This window comes from Chryseobacterium vietnamense, from assembly GCF_031454475.1.
GTDB classification, from domain to species: Bacteria; Bacteroidota; Bacteroidia; order Flavobacteriales; family Weeksellaceae; genus Chryseobacterium; species Chryseobacterium vietnamense.
Genome location: NZ_JAVDQX010000002.1, coordinates 247,517 through 263,929, shown reverse-complemented (window position 1 = coordinate 263,929; position 16,413 = coordinate 247,517). Strand labels below are relative to the sequence as shown.

General features: G+C 37.1%; 16 protein-coding genes. 2 read left to right on the top strand and 14 right to left on the bottom strand.

The annotated features are described in order from the left end of the window. Positions 1–141: 141 nt before the first annotated feature. Entirely contained in the window at positions 142–1,044 is a 903-nt protein-coding gene (locus tag J2786_RS10460) for a helix-turn-helix domain-containing protein (RefSeq protein WP_047435911.1), read from the bottom strand. A 257-nt stretch (positions 1,045–1,301) separates the two neighbouring features. Between J2786_RS10460 and J2786_RS10455 the strand changes: the two genes are divergently transcribed. Continuing rightward, the gene (locus tag J2786_RS10455) at positions 1,302–2,357 is read left to right on the top strand and encodes an NAD(P)-dependent alcohol dehydrogenase (RefSeq protein WP_047435356.1); all 1,056 of its coding nucleotides are present in this window, start codon (positions 1,302–1,304) and stop codon (positions 2,355–2,357) included. A gap of 52 nt (positions 2,358–2,409) precedes the next feature. On the opposite strand, the gene J2786_RS10450 is transcribed toward J2786_RS10455, so the two are convergent. Then, entirely contained in the window at positions 2,410–2,838 is a 429-nt protein-coding gene (locus J2786_RS10450; RefSeq protein ID WP_052187136.1) for a winged helix-turn-helix transcriptional regulator, read from the bottom strand. Positions 2,839–2,920: 82 nt separating this feature from the next. On the opposite strand from J2786_RS10450, the gene J2786_RS10445 reads away from it, so the two are divergent. After that, complete coding sequence (locus tag J2786_RS10445) at positions 2,921–3,799, top strand: NAD(P)H-binding protein (RefSeq protein ID WP_047435359.1); 879 nt, start codon at positions 2,921–2,923, stop codon at positions 3,797–3,799. Positions 3,800–3,932: 133 nt separating this feature from the next. On the opposite strand, the gene J2786_RS10440 is transcribed toward J2786_RS10445, so the two are convergent. The 12 genes from J2786_RS10440 to J2786_RS10385 all read right to left on the bottom strand — a co-directional run bounded on the left by J2786_RS10440 (position 3,933) and on the right by J2786_RS10385 (position 16,402). Next, complete coding sequence (locus J2786_RS10440) at positions 3,933–5,216, bottom strand: alkaline phosphatase family protein (protein WP_047435360.1); 1,284 nt, start codon at positions 5,214–5,216, stop codon at positions 3,933–3,935. A gap of 108 nt (positions 5,217–5,324) precedes the next feature. Further along, on the bottom strand, positions 5,325–6,170 hold the full coding sequence (locus J2786_RS10435) for a GNAT family N-acetyltransferase (protein WP_047435362.1): 846 nt from the start codon (positions 6,168–6,170) through the stop codon (positions 5,325–5,327). 174 nt (positions 6,171–6,344) lie between these two features. Continuing rightward, complete coding sequence (locus J2786_RS10430; RefSeq protein ID WP_047435364.1) at positions 6,345–7,091, bottom strand: DOMON domain-containing protein; 747 nt, start codon at positions 7,089–7,091, stop codon at positions 6,345–6,347. Position 7,092: 1 nt separating this feature from the next. After that, positions 7,093–7,617, bottom strand: a complete 525-nt coding sequence (locus tag J2786_RS10425; protein ID WP_047435367.1) for an ankyrin repeat domain-containing protein — start codon at positions 7,615–7,617, stop codon at positions 7,093–7,095. Next, entirely contained in the window at positions 7,614–8,159 is a 546-nt protein-coding gene (locus J2786_RS10420) for a YceI family protein (protein ID WP_047435913.1), read from the bottom strand. The genes J2786_RS10425 and J2786_RS10420 overlap by 4 nt, the downstream gene beginning before the upstream one ends. A gap of 10 nt (positions 8,160–8,169) precedes the next feature. Then, complete coding sequence (locus tag J2786_RS10415; RefSeq protein ID WP_047435370.1) at positions 8,170–8,517, bottom strand: hypothetical protein; 348 nt, start codon at positions 8,515–8,517, stop codon at positions 8,170–8,172. A gap of 1 nt (position 8,518) precedes the next feature. Next, positions 8,519–9,361, bottom strand: a complete 843-nt coding sequence (locus J2786_RS10410) for a DUF5777 family beta-barrel protein (RefSeq protein ID WP_047435373.1) — start codon at positions 9,359–9,361, stop codon at positions 8,519–8,521. A 125-nt stretch (positions 9,362–9,486) separates the two neighbouring features. After that, positions 9,487–10,137: a Crp/Fnr family transcriptional regulator gene (locus J2786_RS10405; RefSeq protein ID WP_047435376.1), complete on the bottom strand. Its 651-nt coding sequence runs from the start codon at positions 10,135–10,137 to the stop codon at positions 9,487–9,489. 197 nt (positions 10,138–10,334) lie between these two features. Then, positions 10,335–12,482: a TonB-dependent receptor gene (locus tag J2786_RS10400; protein ID WP_047435379.1), complete on the bottom strand. Its 2,148-nt coding sequence runs from the start codon at positions 12,480–12,482 to the stop codon at positions 10,335–10,337. Then, positions 12,479–13,018: a hypothetical protein gene (locus J2786_RS10395; protein ID WP_047435382.1), complete on the bottom strand. Its 540-nt coding sequence runs from the start codon at positions 13,016–13,018 to the stop codon at positions 12,479–12,481. The genes J2786_RS10400 and J2786_RS10395 overlap by 4 nt, the downstream gene beginning before the upstream one ends. Positions 13,019–13,088: 70 nt before the next feature. Beyond that, positions 13,089–13,559 carry a hypothetical protein gene (locus tag J2786_RS10390; protein ID WP_156121598.1) on the bottom strand — a complete coding sequence of 157 codons (471 nt, stop codon included), beginning with the start codon at positions 13,557–13,559 and terminating at the stop codon, positions 13,089–13,091. A 2-nt stretch (positions 13,560–13,561) separates the two neighbouring features. Continuing rightward, positions 13,562–16,402: a T9SS type A sorting domain-containing protein gene (locus tag J2786_RS10385; protein WP_310025073.1), complete on the bottom strand. Its 2,841-nt coding sequence runs from the start codon at positions 16,400–16,402 to the stop codon at positions 13,562–13,564. Between the last annotated feature and the right edge of the window lie 11 nt (positions 16,403–16,413).

The following is a 16,413-nucleotide window of genomic DNA, read 5'->3' as shown; positions in this document are numbered from 1 at the left end:
CATAGTGTTATTAGTGAAAAAAATTAGTGTTATTCGTGTTGAAAAAAATCTAAACACAAATTTCACAAATAGCAACACAAATATTCACAAATCATCATAGTGTTATCAGTGAAAAAAATTAGTGCCATTAGTGTTAAAAAGTTAGTTTAGAATTTTATATTCACTCGGAGAAATTCCTACTTTGGTTTTGAACAGCCTTGTAAAATGCTGTGGATATTTAAAGCCTAAATCATAAGAGATTTCGCTTATTGTTTTTCCCTGATCCAGAATCTGTTCTTTAGCAATATCGATAAGCTTATTGTGGATAAATTCCTGAGCAGAAATTCCCAGTTCTTTTTTAATTAAGTCTCCGAAGTAATTGGCAGACAGGTTCAGTTTCTCTGCAAAGTAATTGACCATCGGAAATCCTATATTCTTTGGATTTTCAGATTTTAAATAGTCATCTACCAAGTTTTCAAATTTCCCGATAACACCTTGGTTAATGTGATCTCTTGTAATAAACTGGCGGTCATAGAAACGCATACAGTAATTCAAAAACAGTTCGATATTATTTACAATTAAAGATTTGCTGTGTTTATCAATAGCCTGTTCCAGTTCCAGTTTAATATTTTTAAAGCAATCCAGGATCACTTCCCTTTCTTTTTCCGAGAGATGGAGCGCTTCATGTACGTCATAGGAGAAAAATGAATAGTCCTTCATATTCTTCGCCAGGTTGGTTCCTTTTATTAAATCCGGATGAAAAATTAAAGCAAAACCTGCAGGCTGAACAAACCGGTCTCTATTATAAATTCCATAAGTCTGTCCGGGAGCAATAAAAACCAAAGTTCCTTCCTGATAATCGTAACTGTGTTTCCCATATTGCATATCACCACACATCACATCCTTCAGGAAAACAGTGTAAAACCCAAATTTTCTTTTATACTGGCAAATAGGATCGGATTTGGAAAAATCAATGACACTTACCAGCGGGTGCAGGGTTTCATGATTTGCCATTTTATTATATTCCGAGACCGTATTATAGATTTCAACCTCCTGATTTTCCATGAAATACATTTTTATTACTATTCAAAATTACCACTTTCATTTGTAACTGAACTAGCGTCTGTAAAATTGGTAAGTAATTCGGTAATCTGTATAAGTATGATTTACCGCAAAGTTTCGACTTTTGTACCGTTATGGAAACTTTTAATACCAACATTTTTTCAGAAAGGGGAAGGCGTCTCCTGATTATTCCTCAGCAAAACAGCACGTGTTGATATTGACTATCATAATGTATAACCCTAAATAAATTAAATATAAAAATGAGTACAATCACAGTAAAAGCTTATGGTGCAGAGTCCACCACAGCAGATCTGAAAGAACTGAATATTGAAAGAAGAGAGGTAACCGCAAAAGATGTAGAGATTGAAATCCTATACTGCGGAGTATGTCACTCTGACCTTCACACAGCAAGAAACGACTGGGGCGGATCTTTGTATCCTGTAGTTCCGGGTCATGAAATTGTGGGAAGAATTACCAAAGTTGGAAGTGAAGTTTCTAAATTTAAAGTTGGAGATCTTGCGGCAGTAGGATGCATGGTAGATTCTTGCGGACATTGCGATAGCTGCCAACATGACTTGGAACAATATTGCCAGAATGGATTTACAGGAACTTACAATGGAAAAGATAAACATCTTGGCGGCCATACTTTTGGAGGATATTCCCAAAAAGTAGTGGTTGATGAACATTTTGTTTTAAGTGTTCCTGAAAATCTGGATCTGGCAGCAGTAGCACCCCTTCTATGCGCTGGGATTACCACATGGTCTCCGTTAAGACACTGGAATGCTGGTCCGGGTTCTAAAGTAGCCGTTGTAGGGTTAGGCGGTTTAGGACACATGGCTATTAAATTAGCAAAAGGATTGGGAGCTGAAGTTACTTTATTCTCAAGAACTCCCGGAAAAACGGATGATGCCAAACAGCTTGGAGCAGATCATGTAGTAATTTCTACGGATGATTCTCAAATGGATGCTGTAAAAGGTAAATTTGATCTTATCATTGATACGGTACCTTATGAGCATGACATCAATCCTTATATGCAGACGCTTTCTCTGAATGGAACCCTGGTTCTTGTAGGATTCGTAGGTGAATTTCAGGAAACGGAAGTAAGTACAAGACCTATGATCTTCCAGCGTCGTTCTGTTGCCGGATCTTTGATCGGAGGTATTGCAGAAACCCAGGAGCTGTTAGATTTCTGTGGAAAACACAATATTGTCTCTGATATTGAGCTGATTAAAATGCAGGATATCAACCACGCCTATGAAAGAATGCTTAAAAGCGATGTAAAATACCGTTTTGTTATTGATATGCAGTCTTTGTAATTCTTCTATAAAATAGTAACAGAAACAGGCGCTTCAGATTGAAGCGCCTGCTTTATTTTTTCAGGTTTTGGCTGAAAGCATTCTGATCCTGATTCACAATATATTGGTTTCCTTCAGCATACTTATTATCATTTCTTTCCATATCCTGAAAAGCCCAGGCTGCCATGGCATCAATAACCGGAGCAAGTTCATTGCCTGCTTCGCTCAACTTATACGTCACATGAGGCGGCACTACAGGTTTTGCTGTCCTGATAATCAATCCGTCTGTTTCCAGCTGTTTCAGATGTTGAATGAGCATTTTTTCCGTTACGGCAGGAATTGCTTTTTTCAATTCGCTGTATCTTTTTTCTCCGGTAGAAAGATTAAAGAGAATGATAGGTTTCCAGAATCCTCCGATTCTTTCCATAACGTACATCACAGGGCAATCCTGCACTGTCTTTCTGTTTTCCTGAATGGTTGAACTTTCTTTGATCGCTGTCATAATCACATACTTTAGGGTAAGTACTTGTATAAAAGTAAGTACAAATATAACTTTGTTCTCAGAAATAAAAAAATATTTACATATGAAAATCGTAATCACAGGATCACTAGGAAATGTGGCTAAACCATTAGCACAACAATTAATTGCCGAAGGACATACTATTACTGTAGTCAGCAGCAGCGATGCAAGAAAACAGGACATTGAATCTCTTGGAGCAACTCCAGCTATAGGTTCTATCACAGATGCTAACTTTTTGACTCAAACATTTGAAGGCGCAGATGCTGTTTTTGTAATGACTCCTCCGGCTATCAGCCCGGATAAGATTGTGGAAAACACAACTAATGCAGGTAAAAGTTATGCTGAAGCTTTAAAAAATGCTAATGTAAAAAGAGCAGTAATGCTAAGCAGCGTAGGAGCAGAATCCCCAGTAGAAAACGGCCCTATTGCAGGTCTTCACAATATTGAAAAAATATATAACGACGTAGAAAATACTTCTTTCACTTTTTTAAGAGCCGGATATTTTTACAATAATTTTTTCAATGACATTCCTTTAATTCAAAATGCAGGAATCATTGGCGGTAATTATCCTGCAAGCATTGAAATCCCTGTAGTACATCCCAATGATATTGCCAAAGCAGCCGCCGAAGAGCTTGTAAAAGACGGAAATGCCAACACCATCAGATACATTGTAAGCGATGTAAGAACAGCTTCTGATTTTGCTAAAGTCTTAGGAACTTCTGTTAACAAGCCGGAACTTCCATGGGTAGAATTCTCTGATGAAGATTCTTTAAACGGCATGCTTCAGGCCGGACTTCCTGAAGATATGGCTCGTCTATATGTTGAAATGGGTAGAGGAATAAGAACTGGTGTTGTACAGAAGGATTTTCTTGATCATGGTTCTCCTGTTACAGGAAAGGTTAAGCTAGAAGATTTTGCAAAGGAATTTTCTTCCAGATTCTAATTTCTTTTGTCTTGAAACAGAAGAAACAAAAGTTCAAGACTGGAATTAAAATGCTAAGTCAGTTAAAAAACGAGTTTTGGCGCACCTTTGGTGCGCCGAAACTCGTTTTTTAAATTATATTTTAACTTTAAGATTATTTGTTCTCTTTCAGGGTTTTCTTTAAAACTTTCAGCTTTCCATCGATAGGCTGATCAATTTTTAATCCTAAAACTTCAGCAACTAAAGGATAAACATTGATGTTGGCAAATTCTCTGATGGTCAGATTATTTTTAAATTCCGGTCCCCAGGCAAAGAAAGTCGCTTTCATTTCCGGAACAACTTTGGGGTTGTAGCCATGTTTTCCAACTGATGTTTTCTTTCCTTTTTCAAGGAATATTTTCGGAGCCTTCGGGATCAGAAGAATCTGCCCTATTCTGTTGTACTGGTCATCTCTTGTGGCAAAGTGAAGGTATTTAGGAAGCTTTTTATCAAGATATACTTCGTAATCGTCAGTTTTATTGGCTTTCAATTCTTTATAAACTGCTTTTACCTCATCCGGATTTTTAACGTAAACTCTTAACAGGGTTTGAGAATTGTAAAAATCAAATCTGTTTTTATCAAAAAGCACAGCTGGGATTTCCAATGGTGTACCACCGTCTACTTTAATCATTCCGTGATCGGAAACAAAAATAAAGTTAACATTTTTTAATCCTAATTCATTTACTTTCTGAACAAGGCTACCAATCGCCTGATCTATCAGATGAACAGCATTTTCCGTTTCTTTGGTATCCGGGCCATAATGATGTCCGCTTCCGTCTACTTCCGGGAAGTATAATGAAATAAAGTGAGGTCTTTTATCTTCCGGTAATTTCAGCCAGTTGACTACTTTTTCTACTTTTTCTGAAGGGGTAAATTTTTCGTGATAAGGATAATAATAAGTAGGTCTCATTCCTCCGGCATCACTGGCAGACCCTACCCACATTAAAGAGGCTGATACCATTCCTTGCTTTTCTGCAAGTCCCCAAAGAGGAGTTCCTCCATACCAGCTTCCATCCTCAGCATTTTTCCTGTTGCTCATTGCATAGCCTTCTTTTCTCTTGTAATCGTAGAAAAAATTATCGATCAAACCATGATGGGAAGGATAAAGTCCGGTGATAAGACTCCAGTGGTTGGGGAAAGTAATACTGGGATAACTTGGAATCATTGCTTCCGCTTTTACGCCGTCGCCTGCCAGTTTCAAAAGATTTTCAGCATTGTATTTCTGAGCATAGTCATAACGGAAACCGTCTGTAGATATCATAATCACATATGGTTTTGATTGCGCTTCCGTACTGTTTTGCCTTCCGGGTATAACAACCTGGGCTGTATCAATATTTACCTGTTGAGCAAAAGCTGTGAAGGAAATTAGCAGCAGTAAAAAAAGGATTCCTCGCTTCATTATTTAAAATTTTCAGCAAAGTTACATTCTATACTTCTCCCTGAAAAGTTTAGGAGATTAAAAGTATATTAAAACCTATTATTTTTTTTGGATCAAAATTAAAACTCATTAAACAGGTCTCTTCATTTCAAACTGTGACAGCCAGTTATTCAGCCCTGTTTTTTCACTAAGAAATTTACTGGTGCTTTCCGAAGAATCATCTACATTGTTCAATGCTATAGTCTGCCCTCCATTTTTTTTCGAAATGGCATTAAAAAGCATCGTCCCTACTCCCTGATTTCTGTAACTTTTGTCTACAGCAAACTGGTATATTTTTTTCGATGTAGGACCATAGACAATATACCCCACAAGCTTCTCTTCAATATAAGCACCCAAGGTCACATAATTCTCAGGCATAGGTTCCAATACAAAAACAGATCCCTGCCAGGAAGGTTCGATATCCCAGAAAGAACGTAATTTTTCCCATTGAAAGCCTTTTAAATCCTTAATAGCAACCTCAGCATTTTCTTTTCCCTGCTTAATGCTGCCGTTAAAACAAAGCAGCCTTCGGACAATACTAAAGCCTAAGTTTTCATATGCCCTGATGGCAGGCTGGTTTCCTTCAATCACTTCAAGCAGTAATGTATTGGCATTTCTTTCTTTTAAAACAGGAATAATAAAATCATACATTTTTCTCACCAATCCTCTACCTCTGCTTTCCGGAATGACTCCTGTTCCTCCGTTGTAGATTATCTTTTCTCCATTTTCAATTTTTTCAGACTGAAGAATAAATCCTACCAGTTTTCCCTCTTCAAACGCTCCAGCAGACAAACTCAGATCTAATTTTTCTGCAGCAATTTTTGAAACAAGCACCTCTTTCGTTAAGTGAAAAGGAACAACATAATCAGAAAATGAATGATTGAACACGGATAAAAGTTCATCTATTGTGATATCAGCTAAAGTTTTAAATTCCATGGGTTGTAAAAATTGTAAGGTCAGGAAAACTCCTTTTGTTAAGAATCAGGATCTACACAAATATATGAATTTTAAAGCAAACTCCCTGAAATTGGGACTTTAAGAAAAAATGATACCCCTGAAAGATCAGAGGTATCTGTTTTAAAAAATATTTAGGTGTGTTTTTCTGAAAAATTATTCTTTAATTAGTTTTTCATAAGATGTACTTCCATCTTTAAGCTGGATTTCAAGATAATAGCTTCCCGATCTCAGGTTTTCAACATTGATGCTTTCTCCGTCCGGTTTTACTGACAGTACTTTTCGGCCTGATGCTTCGAAGATATCAACGGATTTTATTTTATCAGCGTTTTTGAAATTAACTGTTGATTTGGCCGGATTAGGGTATAGATTTACCTTCTTGCTATTGGCTGCAATTTCATTGGTAGATAAAGTAGCTGCCGTCATCGTTAATGTTGCATATCCTCTTCCTGCATCATGATATCCTAAAGAAGTTCCTCCGCTTTTACGGGAATAGAAAATATTGATGGTTCCCGCAGCATTGGCAATGGCAAAATCTCCTGTTCCACCTGTAAGTGACCTTGTTGCCACTACAGTTCTTGTAGATCCAGATACGGTATTGGATGTTTCTGTCCAGTCCTGAGCTGCATCTGCATTAGGCGTTGTCATTCCTATAAAGGTGTAATCTCTGTTAGCCGATGAATTATAAATAAAACCATCTGATCCCGGAGCCATTCCTACCGTTCCAAAACCTATTCCCATCATAGAGTTGCTGTCACCGGTTACCGTAATCGTTACTCCTGAAGGAGTCGTATCTAACTTCACCGTCATGGAAGTTGCCGGTAAGTTCACCGTTCCTGACGAAAACTGTGCCCATGCCAAATTAGCAAGAGCTAAACTAAGTGCTAGTAAAGTTTTTTTCATATCAATTTTTTAAAAGATTAATAATTTCCTTGTTGTTGGTTTGTAATGCATATTCGAAAGGGGTCATTCCCATTGAATCTTTCTTCGTTTTATCTGCTTTGTATTTAAGCAGCTGTTCCACCAGGTCCTTATTTCCAGCTTTTACAGCCCAGAATAAGGGTGTATAGCCTGTAGAATCTGCAATATCGGGGTCTGCTTTTTTCTTTAGCAGATGTTCTACCAGATCTTTGTTGTATTTTATCGCAAGACCTGCCAGTGCTGTCCCCTCACGACTTTTGTAGTTAACATCTTTTACATTGTCGATCAGAAAATCAGCAACAGCTGTATTCCCTCTGTAACAAGCTAAAATAAGGGGTGAAAATCCGTTTTCGTTGATCTGATTAATCACATCCGGATTTTGTTTCATCAGTTCCTGTACTTCGGGAACTGTGCCGCTTCTGGCAATATCAAATATTGATTTTGCTTTTTCCTGAGCAGATAATACTGAGCCCAGGAACAGTCCTAATAATAAGATGAAATGTCTCATTGTTTTACCATTACATAGTTGTATTCAATATTGACATTTTCAGCCACTTTCTTGGTAACCATTTTGGGAATAGTCACTTTGTAATCCACAGGTCTTGCTACAAAACCTCCCTGCATATAGATTTTACCATCTTTGGCATATAAAGTAGCAGCAGAGGTAACGGCTTTGTCTACTCCATGAAAGTTCAGTGTTCCCTGAACCGTATATTTCTGAGGACTTGCAGTAAGCTTTGATTTATCAAAATTGACAATTTTCCCTTTGAAAGTGGTTTTCGGATATTTTGCAGATTCAGCGTAGCTTTCATTGAAATGCTCTTCCATCAGTTTGGTTTTAAAATGAAAGTTTTTAACATTTGAGACTGATGCCATTTCACCGTTATCTGCATTGAGAATGACAACATTATTGTCATCCTGAGCGAAAATATCATCAAACAGAGGAACTGAAGCTTCAAAAGTCACTTTTCCTGTTTTAGAGCTATATTTCTGTGCTGAAGCGTAACCTGCAGAAAGAAGTAGTACGCTTAATAATGCTAGTTTTTTCATATCAATTTTTTTAATTTTCATTTAATCCGTCAGCTTTCCATTTGATGAAAATATTGATCTGAGCTGCAGACAAAGATCCTCCCTGGGGCATTTTCCCGGGGTCACCATTAGGTCTTTGGATGCGGTCCAGAATTCCATCTATATTATTTTTTACCTGATCATAGGTAACCAGCGGTTTAAAACTTCCTGCAGAATGACAGCCTATGCAGCTGTTGTCCACAATTGGTTTTACCTCTGTGGTATATTTTACGGGTGCAGTGATGGGTGTGTTATCAGAAATCTCTTCATACGTTCTGCTGTCACAAGCCGTCAGTATGATTGCTGACGACACTATCAATAAGGATGTTAGCTTTTTCATATTAAAAAACTCTATAAAGATTAAACCCAAAGAAAATATGTCCCTTTCCCCATGCTCCTGTAGCATTGGTAAGATATCCGATATCTGAATTTATCTGGGAGTTCGTTAGTAAAAGCTGGAACACGTGTCCTCCTGTTTCTATATCTACGCCCAATGATAAAGGGTTTTTATAAAAACTGTGATCATCAAAATTCACAAAGTATTCTGCATTCAGAGAAACTCTTTTTGAGATCTTGTAGCGTCCTCCCAATCCTGCCAGAAACTGGTTTTTATTTTCAATGGTAGGTTCGTAAAGGTTTTTATGAACAAAGGAAGGCGTAAGCTGTACTGAAAGCTTATCACTGAACCTTCTTGAAATCAAGGCCTGTGTAAGATAAGAAAGCCTGTCACTGAATGTAAGGTGTGGATAGGTATCTTTATCCAGTTCAGTATTGGCTCCCATTACATTGTATCCCACAATATCCACCGGGAAATTTTCACTTTGTTTTACCAGTCTGTATTTCACTGCTCCTTCAAAGGTTTTCATATTCGTTTCCCTGGAAAGGCTTACAGATACAGCATCTGAAATACCATAGATAACGCCTAACTTGGTGGAAGCATGGTCCAGACCGAAAAAGTCTTTAAATCCTGCGCTTATATCTCCAAATCTATGGGCAACAATGATGTACCATTCTTTTTTTGCAGCGAGTTTTGTAGATTGTCCTGTTACAATCTGAAGGGCTTTAAAAGCGGGTTGTGAAGTTTCTGTGTTGGTTTTCACCGTGTCAATATCTTTCAGCAGATCTTCCTGTGCAAAGACAAGACCTGAAGAAAATACTGACAAAAATAAGAGAGTTTTCGTCATATACAATTTGAATTAAATTATGATATAACAAACTTATTGAGTTCTCAATTCAAAAACAGGTGATAAAAGTCACCAGCCAAATTGTTTTTATCAATGATAGAAATAAACTTTTCAAACAATTGAAATTAGACAGTTCTAACATTTTCATTTACAGGAACTTTTATTCCTTCTTTAGTCTGCATGATTTCTCCCTCGCTTTCAATTTTTTTCAAAACTCTGCTTACCACTTCTCTTGAAGTTCCTAAACTATTGGCAATTTCACGATGGGTGATCTTAATAGGATTCTTTCCTGAGGATGAAATCTGTTGTTTGATATAGTTCAGAACTCTCTTATCCAACCTATGAAATACTGCATCGTTCACCATATTCATTACTTCGGAGAATCTACGGTCATATTCATGGTAAAACAGCTTGTTGATTTCCGGAAACCTGATAAGCCATTCATGCATGATAGAAACCGGAATAAGAATCGCTTCCGAATCTTCTTCCGCAATAGCATACACCCTGCTGATATAATCTGTCAGAATAGATGAAAAGGTCATGAGACAGCTATCTTTCGGTTTGATATAATAGTAGATCAATTCTCTTCCATCATTCAGGGTAAATACCTTGATAGAGCCTTTTATCAGGAAAGGAACAAATTTATTTTTCTGCCCTTCTCTTATGATTTCAGTTTTTGATTTTATATCAACAGCCACAGCATGCTTTTCGAGCTCTGATAAAAAATCAGCACCCAAAAAGCCAAACTTACTTACAGCAAACGAATTATCAATCATATCTTATATTTTCTACTTTTTCTTAAACAAAGATATAAAAATGATATACGCTTACTACATATTTTTATTTTATTAAAGAAAATTAACAATTACAAAATTCAAATATAAATTTCATTGATTCCTATGATTTGATATAAAAAAGCCACAGTAATGAACTGTGGCATTTTTATTTTACTTTAAAAAAGATATTTACAAATCTAAAATCTGTATTTTGCATTGAATCCGTAAAAGAAATACGCTTTTCCTGGTCCTGGATTAAGATCTGTAGGAACCGTGTAATTACTTCCTTTGTCTGAATCATTGATATTATTTCCTAAGAATAAAAATGTATAATTCGTCTGGCTTGTAAGATTATTACCCATCACATACAGGTCCAGATCCAGTTTATTGAAAGACTTTTTAAATCCTAATTTTGAATTAAGCAATCCGAAACCTTTTACCAGATTTGTATTGTTAAAGTCTGAATATACATTTCCAAGATAATTATAGGTATTCACAAGATAAAATCCCGGCTTGGTAAAGATATCCAATCCTACGGTATATTTGTTCCGTGGAACTCCTACTACTGTTTTGTGATCATAAGTATTCTTTTTCCCTCCTACAATTGTTGTAAAGTCTTTGTACTTCGCATCATAATAAGAAAGGTTGAAAAAAGGAACAATTCTCTCAATAAATGAGTTCTCTGCTCTGTACTGATATCCTACGCTAAACTCAAGTCCTGTATTTTTCTGACTTCCGGTATTAGCCCAGTACGTTTGTCCACTTGTATTACCTGGCAAAAGCAGCTGTGTAAGTTTATCGGAATAGTCTATTCTGAATGTTGAAATCCGGTAATCCAATTTTGTATTCAGTAAAAGTCCGTGTACACTGAAATCAAACATTTTGGCACGCTCAGGTTTTAAATCATCATTCGTGGCATTTGTAGCTGTAATAAATGAAGAAGCTGCGGTAGGGGAATTATATCCTTCGCTATAGCTTAGATTAAAGATCTGATGTTTCCATTCTTTCTGTAATGCAAAGTGAGGAGTACAGGCCAGGTCATACTTTTTATTAAATGACTGATCTTTGTGTCCGGGGACTAAATCTGGTAAGGCATACAGATCCTTCCTATCATAATTGGTTCTGTTACCACTTATTCCTGCCAGAAATGTAAGTCCCCACGGCTTATAGGTAAGATAATCGATTACAAAATAGGTGGACTGGTCATTATTATATTTAAAATATGAGGCACCATTCATGCCTGTTGTCTGCAAAGGTTCCGTTTCTGAACCTGTAAACCTGTAACTCGAAGTAGTGGAAACAGAATTCTGTATCTCTGCTCCGAAATCTAAACGGTTTTCAAAATCTTTAAACTCGTTCTTTAATGTAAAAGTTGAACGCAGCCCTACACTCGGGGAACTTGTAATTCCATATGCCCCTGCTGAAACACTTTCCGTATTGGCATTGTAATAAAACAGGGTTGTATAGTTTCTTAAATTAGAAGTAAGACTTACAGTATTACTCAATCCCATTCTTGTTGATTTTATTTTTGTTCCTGCATTTTTTCTGATATAAGCCGCATTTCCATTATCGATTCCTGCATAGTAATCATCGTATGAAATTTGTCCTGAAGTGTGTTCGTAAGAGTAAGCCTGACTTGCAAAGAAACTTAACTGATCCTTTTTGCTTACTTTCACCGTACCATTTACATTGAAAAAATTTTTCAGTCCTCCTCCATTAGGTCTGTATCCATCTGTTTCAAGATGCCCATATGCAGCACTTACTGAATAATTATCATCCGCAACATTCACCTGTGTTCTTGACTGAAAGGTTTTAAACGCGCCGAACATCGCATTTTCTGAAACAGATGCTCCTTTTGTAAAATCCGGACGGGTATAGAAACGAACTGCTCCACCTACTCCTCCGCCATACATTGTTGCGGCAGGCCCTTTGATCACCTCAACATTAGTTACATATGCAAAGTCGACATCATCCAGAACCGTAATCCCTTCAGCGTTGGTTAAAGGCATATTATTCCAGTAAGCTTTTACTCCCCAGTTATTAAATTTCTGATCATTCCCGTACCCTCTCAATACCAGTCTCTGACCTCCAAAATTCGTCCGTTTATCTACCTGAAGCCCTGGCATTGTAGATAAGGTCTGATCGATTGCTGCAGGATTATTTCTGTTAAGGTCTTCTTCAGAAAGGGTTTCTACAGATTGGCCGTGTCTCTTAAATTCTGCACGTTCCTGTTTAATTTTTTTTCTGCCAAGGATATTAATTTCATCTATTGATCCTTCCTGATTCTGCTGTGCATGCGCAATAGTACAACCTAACAAAGCTGCCATGCATATATATTTATTCATTGTTCAAAATTTGTGTTACCATTACTATAATATTCATACCTGTTTGATGTATCATACATTTCAGGAGGCGGAGGATTAATGGATATATAGGATATATTTACTGATGGAAAATGGTAGCCCGGGTATGTTCTGAAATCTAAATTGTCAGAAACAGAATATTCTTTACGAGAAATAACTGCTAAAAAAAGAGAAATTTTATATCCAATTTTACAATGCAAAGGGAAATCAAAATGCTTGTGTATATCGATATTTCGTACAGCCAGCTTTTCTGAAAAGTCAACAAGAGAATTGATGATGATATCTTTTTTATCTCTGTAACAGAAAATCTTTTTTTCACCATTAATAATCCGTGTTTGGATGATATCATAAGAATATCCGTTAAGAATAAACTCATTCTTTTCTTTCCACCGGACACCTGCAATATCTGCTTCTGAAAAGCATACGGTTTCTGAATCCTTGAATTTATTTCTCGCAATATTGCGTTGCGTTTTTCTATAAAACTCTTTCTTCAGACAAACCATGCCGGAATAAATCATATTATTACACAATATGATGACCGTAAAACATAGAAGAATAAAAAACAGTTTTTTGTACAAATGAAAATATTTAAGGGATGAATTCTCCGGAAGATTCAGTTTCCGTAAATTTTGAAATATTTATTTTATACAAGACCTTCGATCCCTGGGCAGTATATTCTATCCAATTGTCTTTTGGATTTAATTTTTGCGGAACAGAGTTTTCCAGAGGTGCTCCAGCCGTCATTTGATCTGCTGTCTTTGTATTTTCATCATTTTTGTAAGGAAGATTTCCTCTTATTACTATTGTGTTGCCTATGATATTTTGAACAAATGGAATGGTATTTCCTTCCACTCTAAATTTTTTTACGGTGATGACACTATTATTTTTATTTTTCAGTTTAACAGTATATACCACTCCTCGTACTCCTGCTCTTCCTCCCATCCACTCTGATTTTTCAGCAGAGATCACAGATAGTGTCTTATCCTGATATAAAGAGGATACCGGCATCCCACAGGAAGCCAGCATCCAAAATACTATTACATACAATTGATTATTCATTTTTAATCATTATCACCTCCGGTACGTCCCAGCACCAGGAAGTTACCACTATATACGATTTCACCTTTAGACTCCGCTTTCAAAATATAATTTCCAGGGACAAGATTTTGTCCGAATTCTTCATCAGACTTCACATTTTTCTTACTGTACACCAATCTGCCCGAGCCATCCACGATGCTTATATCCACACTGCTGTATTTGGCAGTATCAAATCTCAAATGGGAAATTCCTTTTGAAGGGTTCGGATATATAATGTTCAGATCTCTTTTAGATTTGGTTTCAGCTGTTGACAAAGCAGGCAATGTATTTTGAGTGGTCCATGCTCCTCTGCCATAAGTGGAAACTAATACTGTTTTGGTAGTGGGTCTGTAATCCAGATTAGTAATTCTTATATTTCCGATATTCCCTGTTACAGAAGACCATTCAGGAGTTGTTGCCAGGAAATTGGTAGTTCCCCAAACTCCCATTTCTGTTCCTATTATGACTTCATTTGGATTGTCTGGATTTCTTAAAACTGTTCTTACTGGCATATCAGGAAGGTTTCCTTCTTTATTCTGCCAGGTTGTTCCTCCATCTGTAGAATAGAAAACACTGGTGAGGTTATAGTTAGAAAAAGTAATGATTATTTCATTCTCATTCGCGCCAAATTCTATATCAGAAACAGTACCTGCTATGGGTGATGTCAGCAGGGTGGCTGCGTATGCTGTGGTGTTGGCATTTGCTACTTTAAAGATTCTTCCCAGGTTGGTTCCTACAAAAAGAGTGGTGGAAGCAGTTGTATAAGGAGATACTTTCATCCATGAAATCTGCTCTCCAGACTGTGCTGTTCCTACAGTAACCACGTTATTAGTGAATGATGTAGCTGTTGCAGAAAGTCCGCTTGTTCTGAAAAGTGTAAGCCCGGAACGATAAGAATAAAAGACATCATTGATCCTATCTAATGCAATTTCATTTGTAAAATGCCCTAAGTTTGCATTGGTACCAGCTATAAGATTATACACATTGCTAGCCAATAAATAATGATTGTTATTAGTATAGCTCGAAATTTCATAAGTATCAAGATCATCATACTCTGTATACATACCATCTCCCCCTGTACCAGCAAACTTGGAAAGAAAGTTATTGGATTGTGGCACACCATAAAGCCACCATGAACCATTATCCTGAGCCCCGGCCAATAATTCTTCATCTACCGGAGTTTTTGTAGGATTAAGCATTGCTGTGTAGAACTGTGTTACATTATACCTGGTATTTCTTGCCGAAAATGCTCCCGCTGTTCCTATATTCGTTTTATCAGGGACAAAGTAAACTCCTCCGTCATTTCCAAACATCATCTCCTTACTGGCATAATTATTAAAGGGGTTGAATACTATTGCATGTTGGTCAGCATGAACTGTAGAAACCTGCAGACTGGCCATATTGTTATTATCGGACCATTTTGAAATCTGGCTCCATGTACCTCCTCCATTAGTAGATTTATACAGATCAACACCTCCAATATACACTGTATTGTCATCTTGAGGATCTGCTGCGATCACAAGATCATAAAAAGATTGCCCTCTGGTGAAATCATTAGCAGGAATACTGGTATCTGTAGCCGCAGGCAATGTCAAAACGGGAGCTGCATTATTGGTAGCCTGCCATGTTACCCCTCCGTCCGCAGAACGTGCAATTCGTATTGGTTCTGTAGTTGTGGAGCTTCCCTGCATAAAAGCATAGATTTTATTAGGGTCTGTTTTAGAAAGACAAAAATTGACTCTTGCTCCTGCATTTCCTACATTATATACCTGATTAAAAGTATTTCCGTCTGCAGATTTAAAAATCCTGCCTCCCGAATCTATATTAGAAAATCTTGCAGTTCTGGTAGAAACCCAAACAGAATTATCTGTGCCAATTTCTATTTGCTGAATAGAATATCCTGTTGTACTGGTTGTATTTGTTGTTGTATCTAAAGCCAGTAAATTGGTATTTTTGGTAAATGTAGCCCCTCCATCAGTAGATTTGTATAAACCAGCCTGATTTAATCCCTGCCATCCGGCATTAAAAGAAGGAGTGGCTACATATGTCCCACTTACCCCTGCATATACTTCTGAGACTCCGTTGTTATTTCTTACTTTAACATCATTAATATAAAAATTTCCATTTCCTATTCCATTCGAATAGGTTACTGGTATTGTAAATATCTGTATCCAGGTTGCACCTCCATCCGTTGATTTCCATATTCCGGATCCTTTAGCATCACCTGTTTCAGTTTCCCCTGTACCAACATAAAATACCTGTGGATTATTTGGGTCATAAGTAATACATGAAACCGAAGTATTGGCCCAGAATGTACTGAGAGGCTGCCATTCATTGGTAATTACGGAAGGACCCTGGTTAACCCAAAGCCCACCGGAAATTCCGCCGGCAAATACTCTTTTGCCGGTAGGATCATTAGGGTCATACATAATGGCCCGTGTTCTTCCCCCTACGTCATAAGGACCTCTTTCAATCCACGGCTCATTCACAATTTTACGGCTAGCAGAGCTATTATGACTGGAAATAAAAGACATCGGTTGTGCAGCTTTATATTTCCCTGCGATAATATCCTCATTTACCTTTACAAGGCCTTCAAAATTGGTTCTCCCTGTGACAGGATCCATTGTTCTCTTGTAATCTTCTTCATAATACTCATTAGGGGGTATTCCAGTTGCCTTAGCAGCTTTATGCAGCTGTTTAAGGTTTCTGTCATATTGGGCATATAATTTCTGTAAATGTTTTTGATTGTTTTTGAGCGTATTATGCTGTGCATTCATATAAGTGCAAAGCAATACCGCCGCAACAGGGTAGATTTTCAGTTTCATTTGTTTTTTTT

Excerpts from the sequence above, each read along its gene's own strand:
- J2786_RS10445 (WP_047435359.1), top strand. The coding sequence starts at position 2,921 with ATGAAAATCGTAATCACAGGATCACTAGGAAATGTGGCTAAACCATTA.
- J2786_RS10460 (WP_047435911.1), bottom strand. The coding sequence starts at position 1,044 with ATGGAAAATCAGGAGGTTGAAATCTATAATACGGTCTCGGAATATAAT.
- J2786_RS10420 (WP_047435913.1), bottom strand. The coding sequence starts at position 8,159 with ATGAAAAAACTAGCATTATTAAGCGTACTACTTCTTTCTGCAGGTTAC.
- J2786_RS10400 (WP_047435379.1), bottom strand. The coding sequence starts at position 12,482 with ATGAATAAATATATATGCATGGCAGCTTTGTTAGGTTGTACTATTGCG.
- J2786_RS10430 (WP_047435364.1), bottom strand. The coding sequence starts at position 7,091 with ATGAAAAAAACTTTACTAGCACTTAGTTTAGCTCTTGCTAATTTGGCA.
- J2786_RS10455 (WP_047435356.1), top strand. The coding sequence starts at position 1,302 with ATGAGTACAATCACAGTAAAAGCTTATGGTGCAGAGTCCACCACAGCA.
- J2786_RS10405 (WP_047435376.1), bottom strand. The coding sequence starts at position 10,137 with ATGATTGATAATTCGTTTGCTGTAAGTAAGTTTGGCTTTTTGGGTGCT.
- J2786_RS10410 (WP_047435373.1), bottom strand. The coding sequence starts at position 9,361 with ATGACGAAAACTCTCTTATTTTTGTCAGTATTTTCTTCAGGTCTTGTC.
- J2786_RS10385 (WP_310025073.1), bottom strand. The coding sequence starts at position 16,402 with ATGAAACTGAAAATCTACCCTGTTGCGGCGGTATTGCTTTGCACTTAT.
- J2786_RS10435 (WP_047435362.1), bottom strand. The coding sequence starts at position 6,170 with ATGGAATTTAAAACTTTAGCTGATATCACAATAGATGAACTTTTATCC.
- J2786_RS10425 (WP_047435367.1), bottom strand. The coding sequence starts at position 7,617 with ATGAGACATTTCATCTTATTATTAGGACTGTTCCTGGGCTCAGTATTA.
- J2786_RS10390 (WP_156121598.1), bottom strand. The coding sequence starts at position 13,559 with ATGAATAATCAATTGTATGTAATAGTATTTTGGATGCTGGCTTCCTGT.
- J2786_RS10450 (WP_052187136.1), bottom strand. The coding sequence starts at position 2,838 with ATGACAGCGATCAAAGAAAGTTCAACCATTCAGGAAAACAGAAAGACA.
- J2786_RS10395 (WP_047435382.1), bottom strand. The coding sequence starts at position 13,018 with ATGATTTATTCCGGCATGGTTTGTCTGAAGAAAGAGTTTTATAGAAAA.
- J2786_RS10440 (WP_047435360.1), bottom strand. The coding sequence starts at position 5,216 with ATGAAGCGAGGAATCCTTTTTTTACTGCTGCTAATTTCCTTCACAGCT.
- J2786_RS10415 (WP_047435370.1), bottom strand. The coding sequence starts at position 8,517 with ATGAAAAAGCTAACATCCTTATTGATAGTGTCGTCAGCAATCATACTG.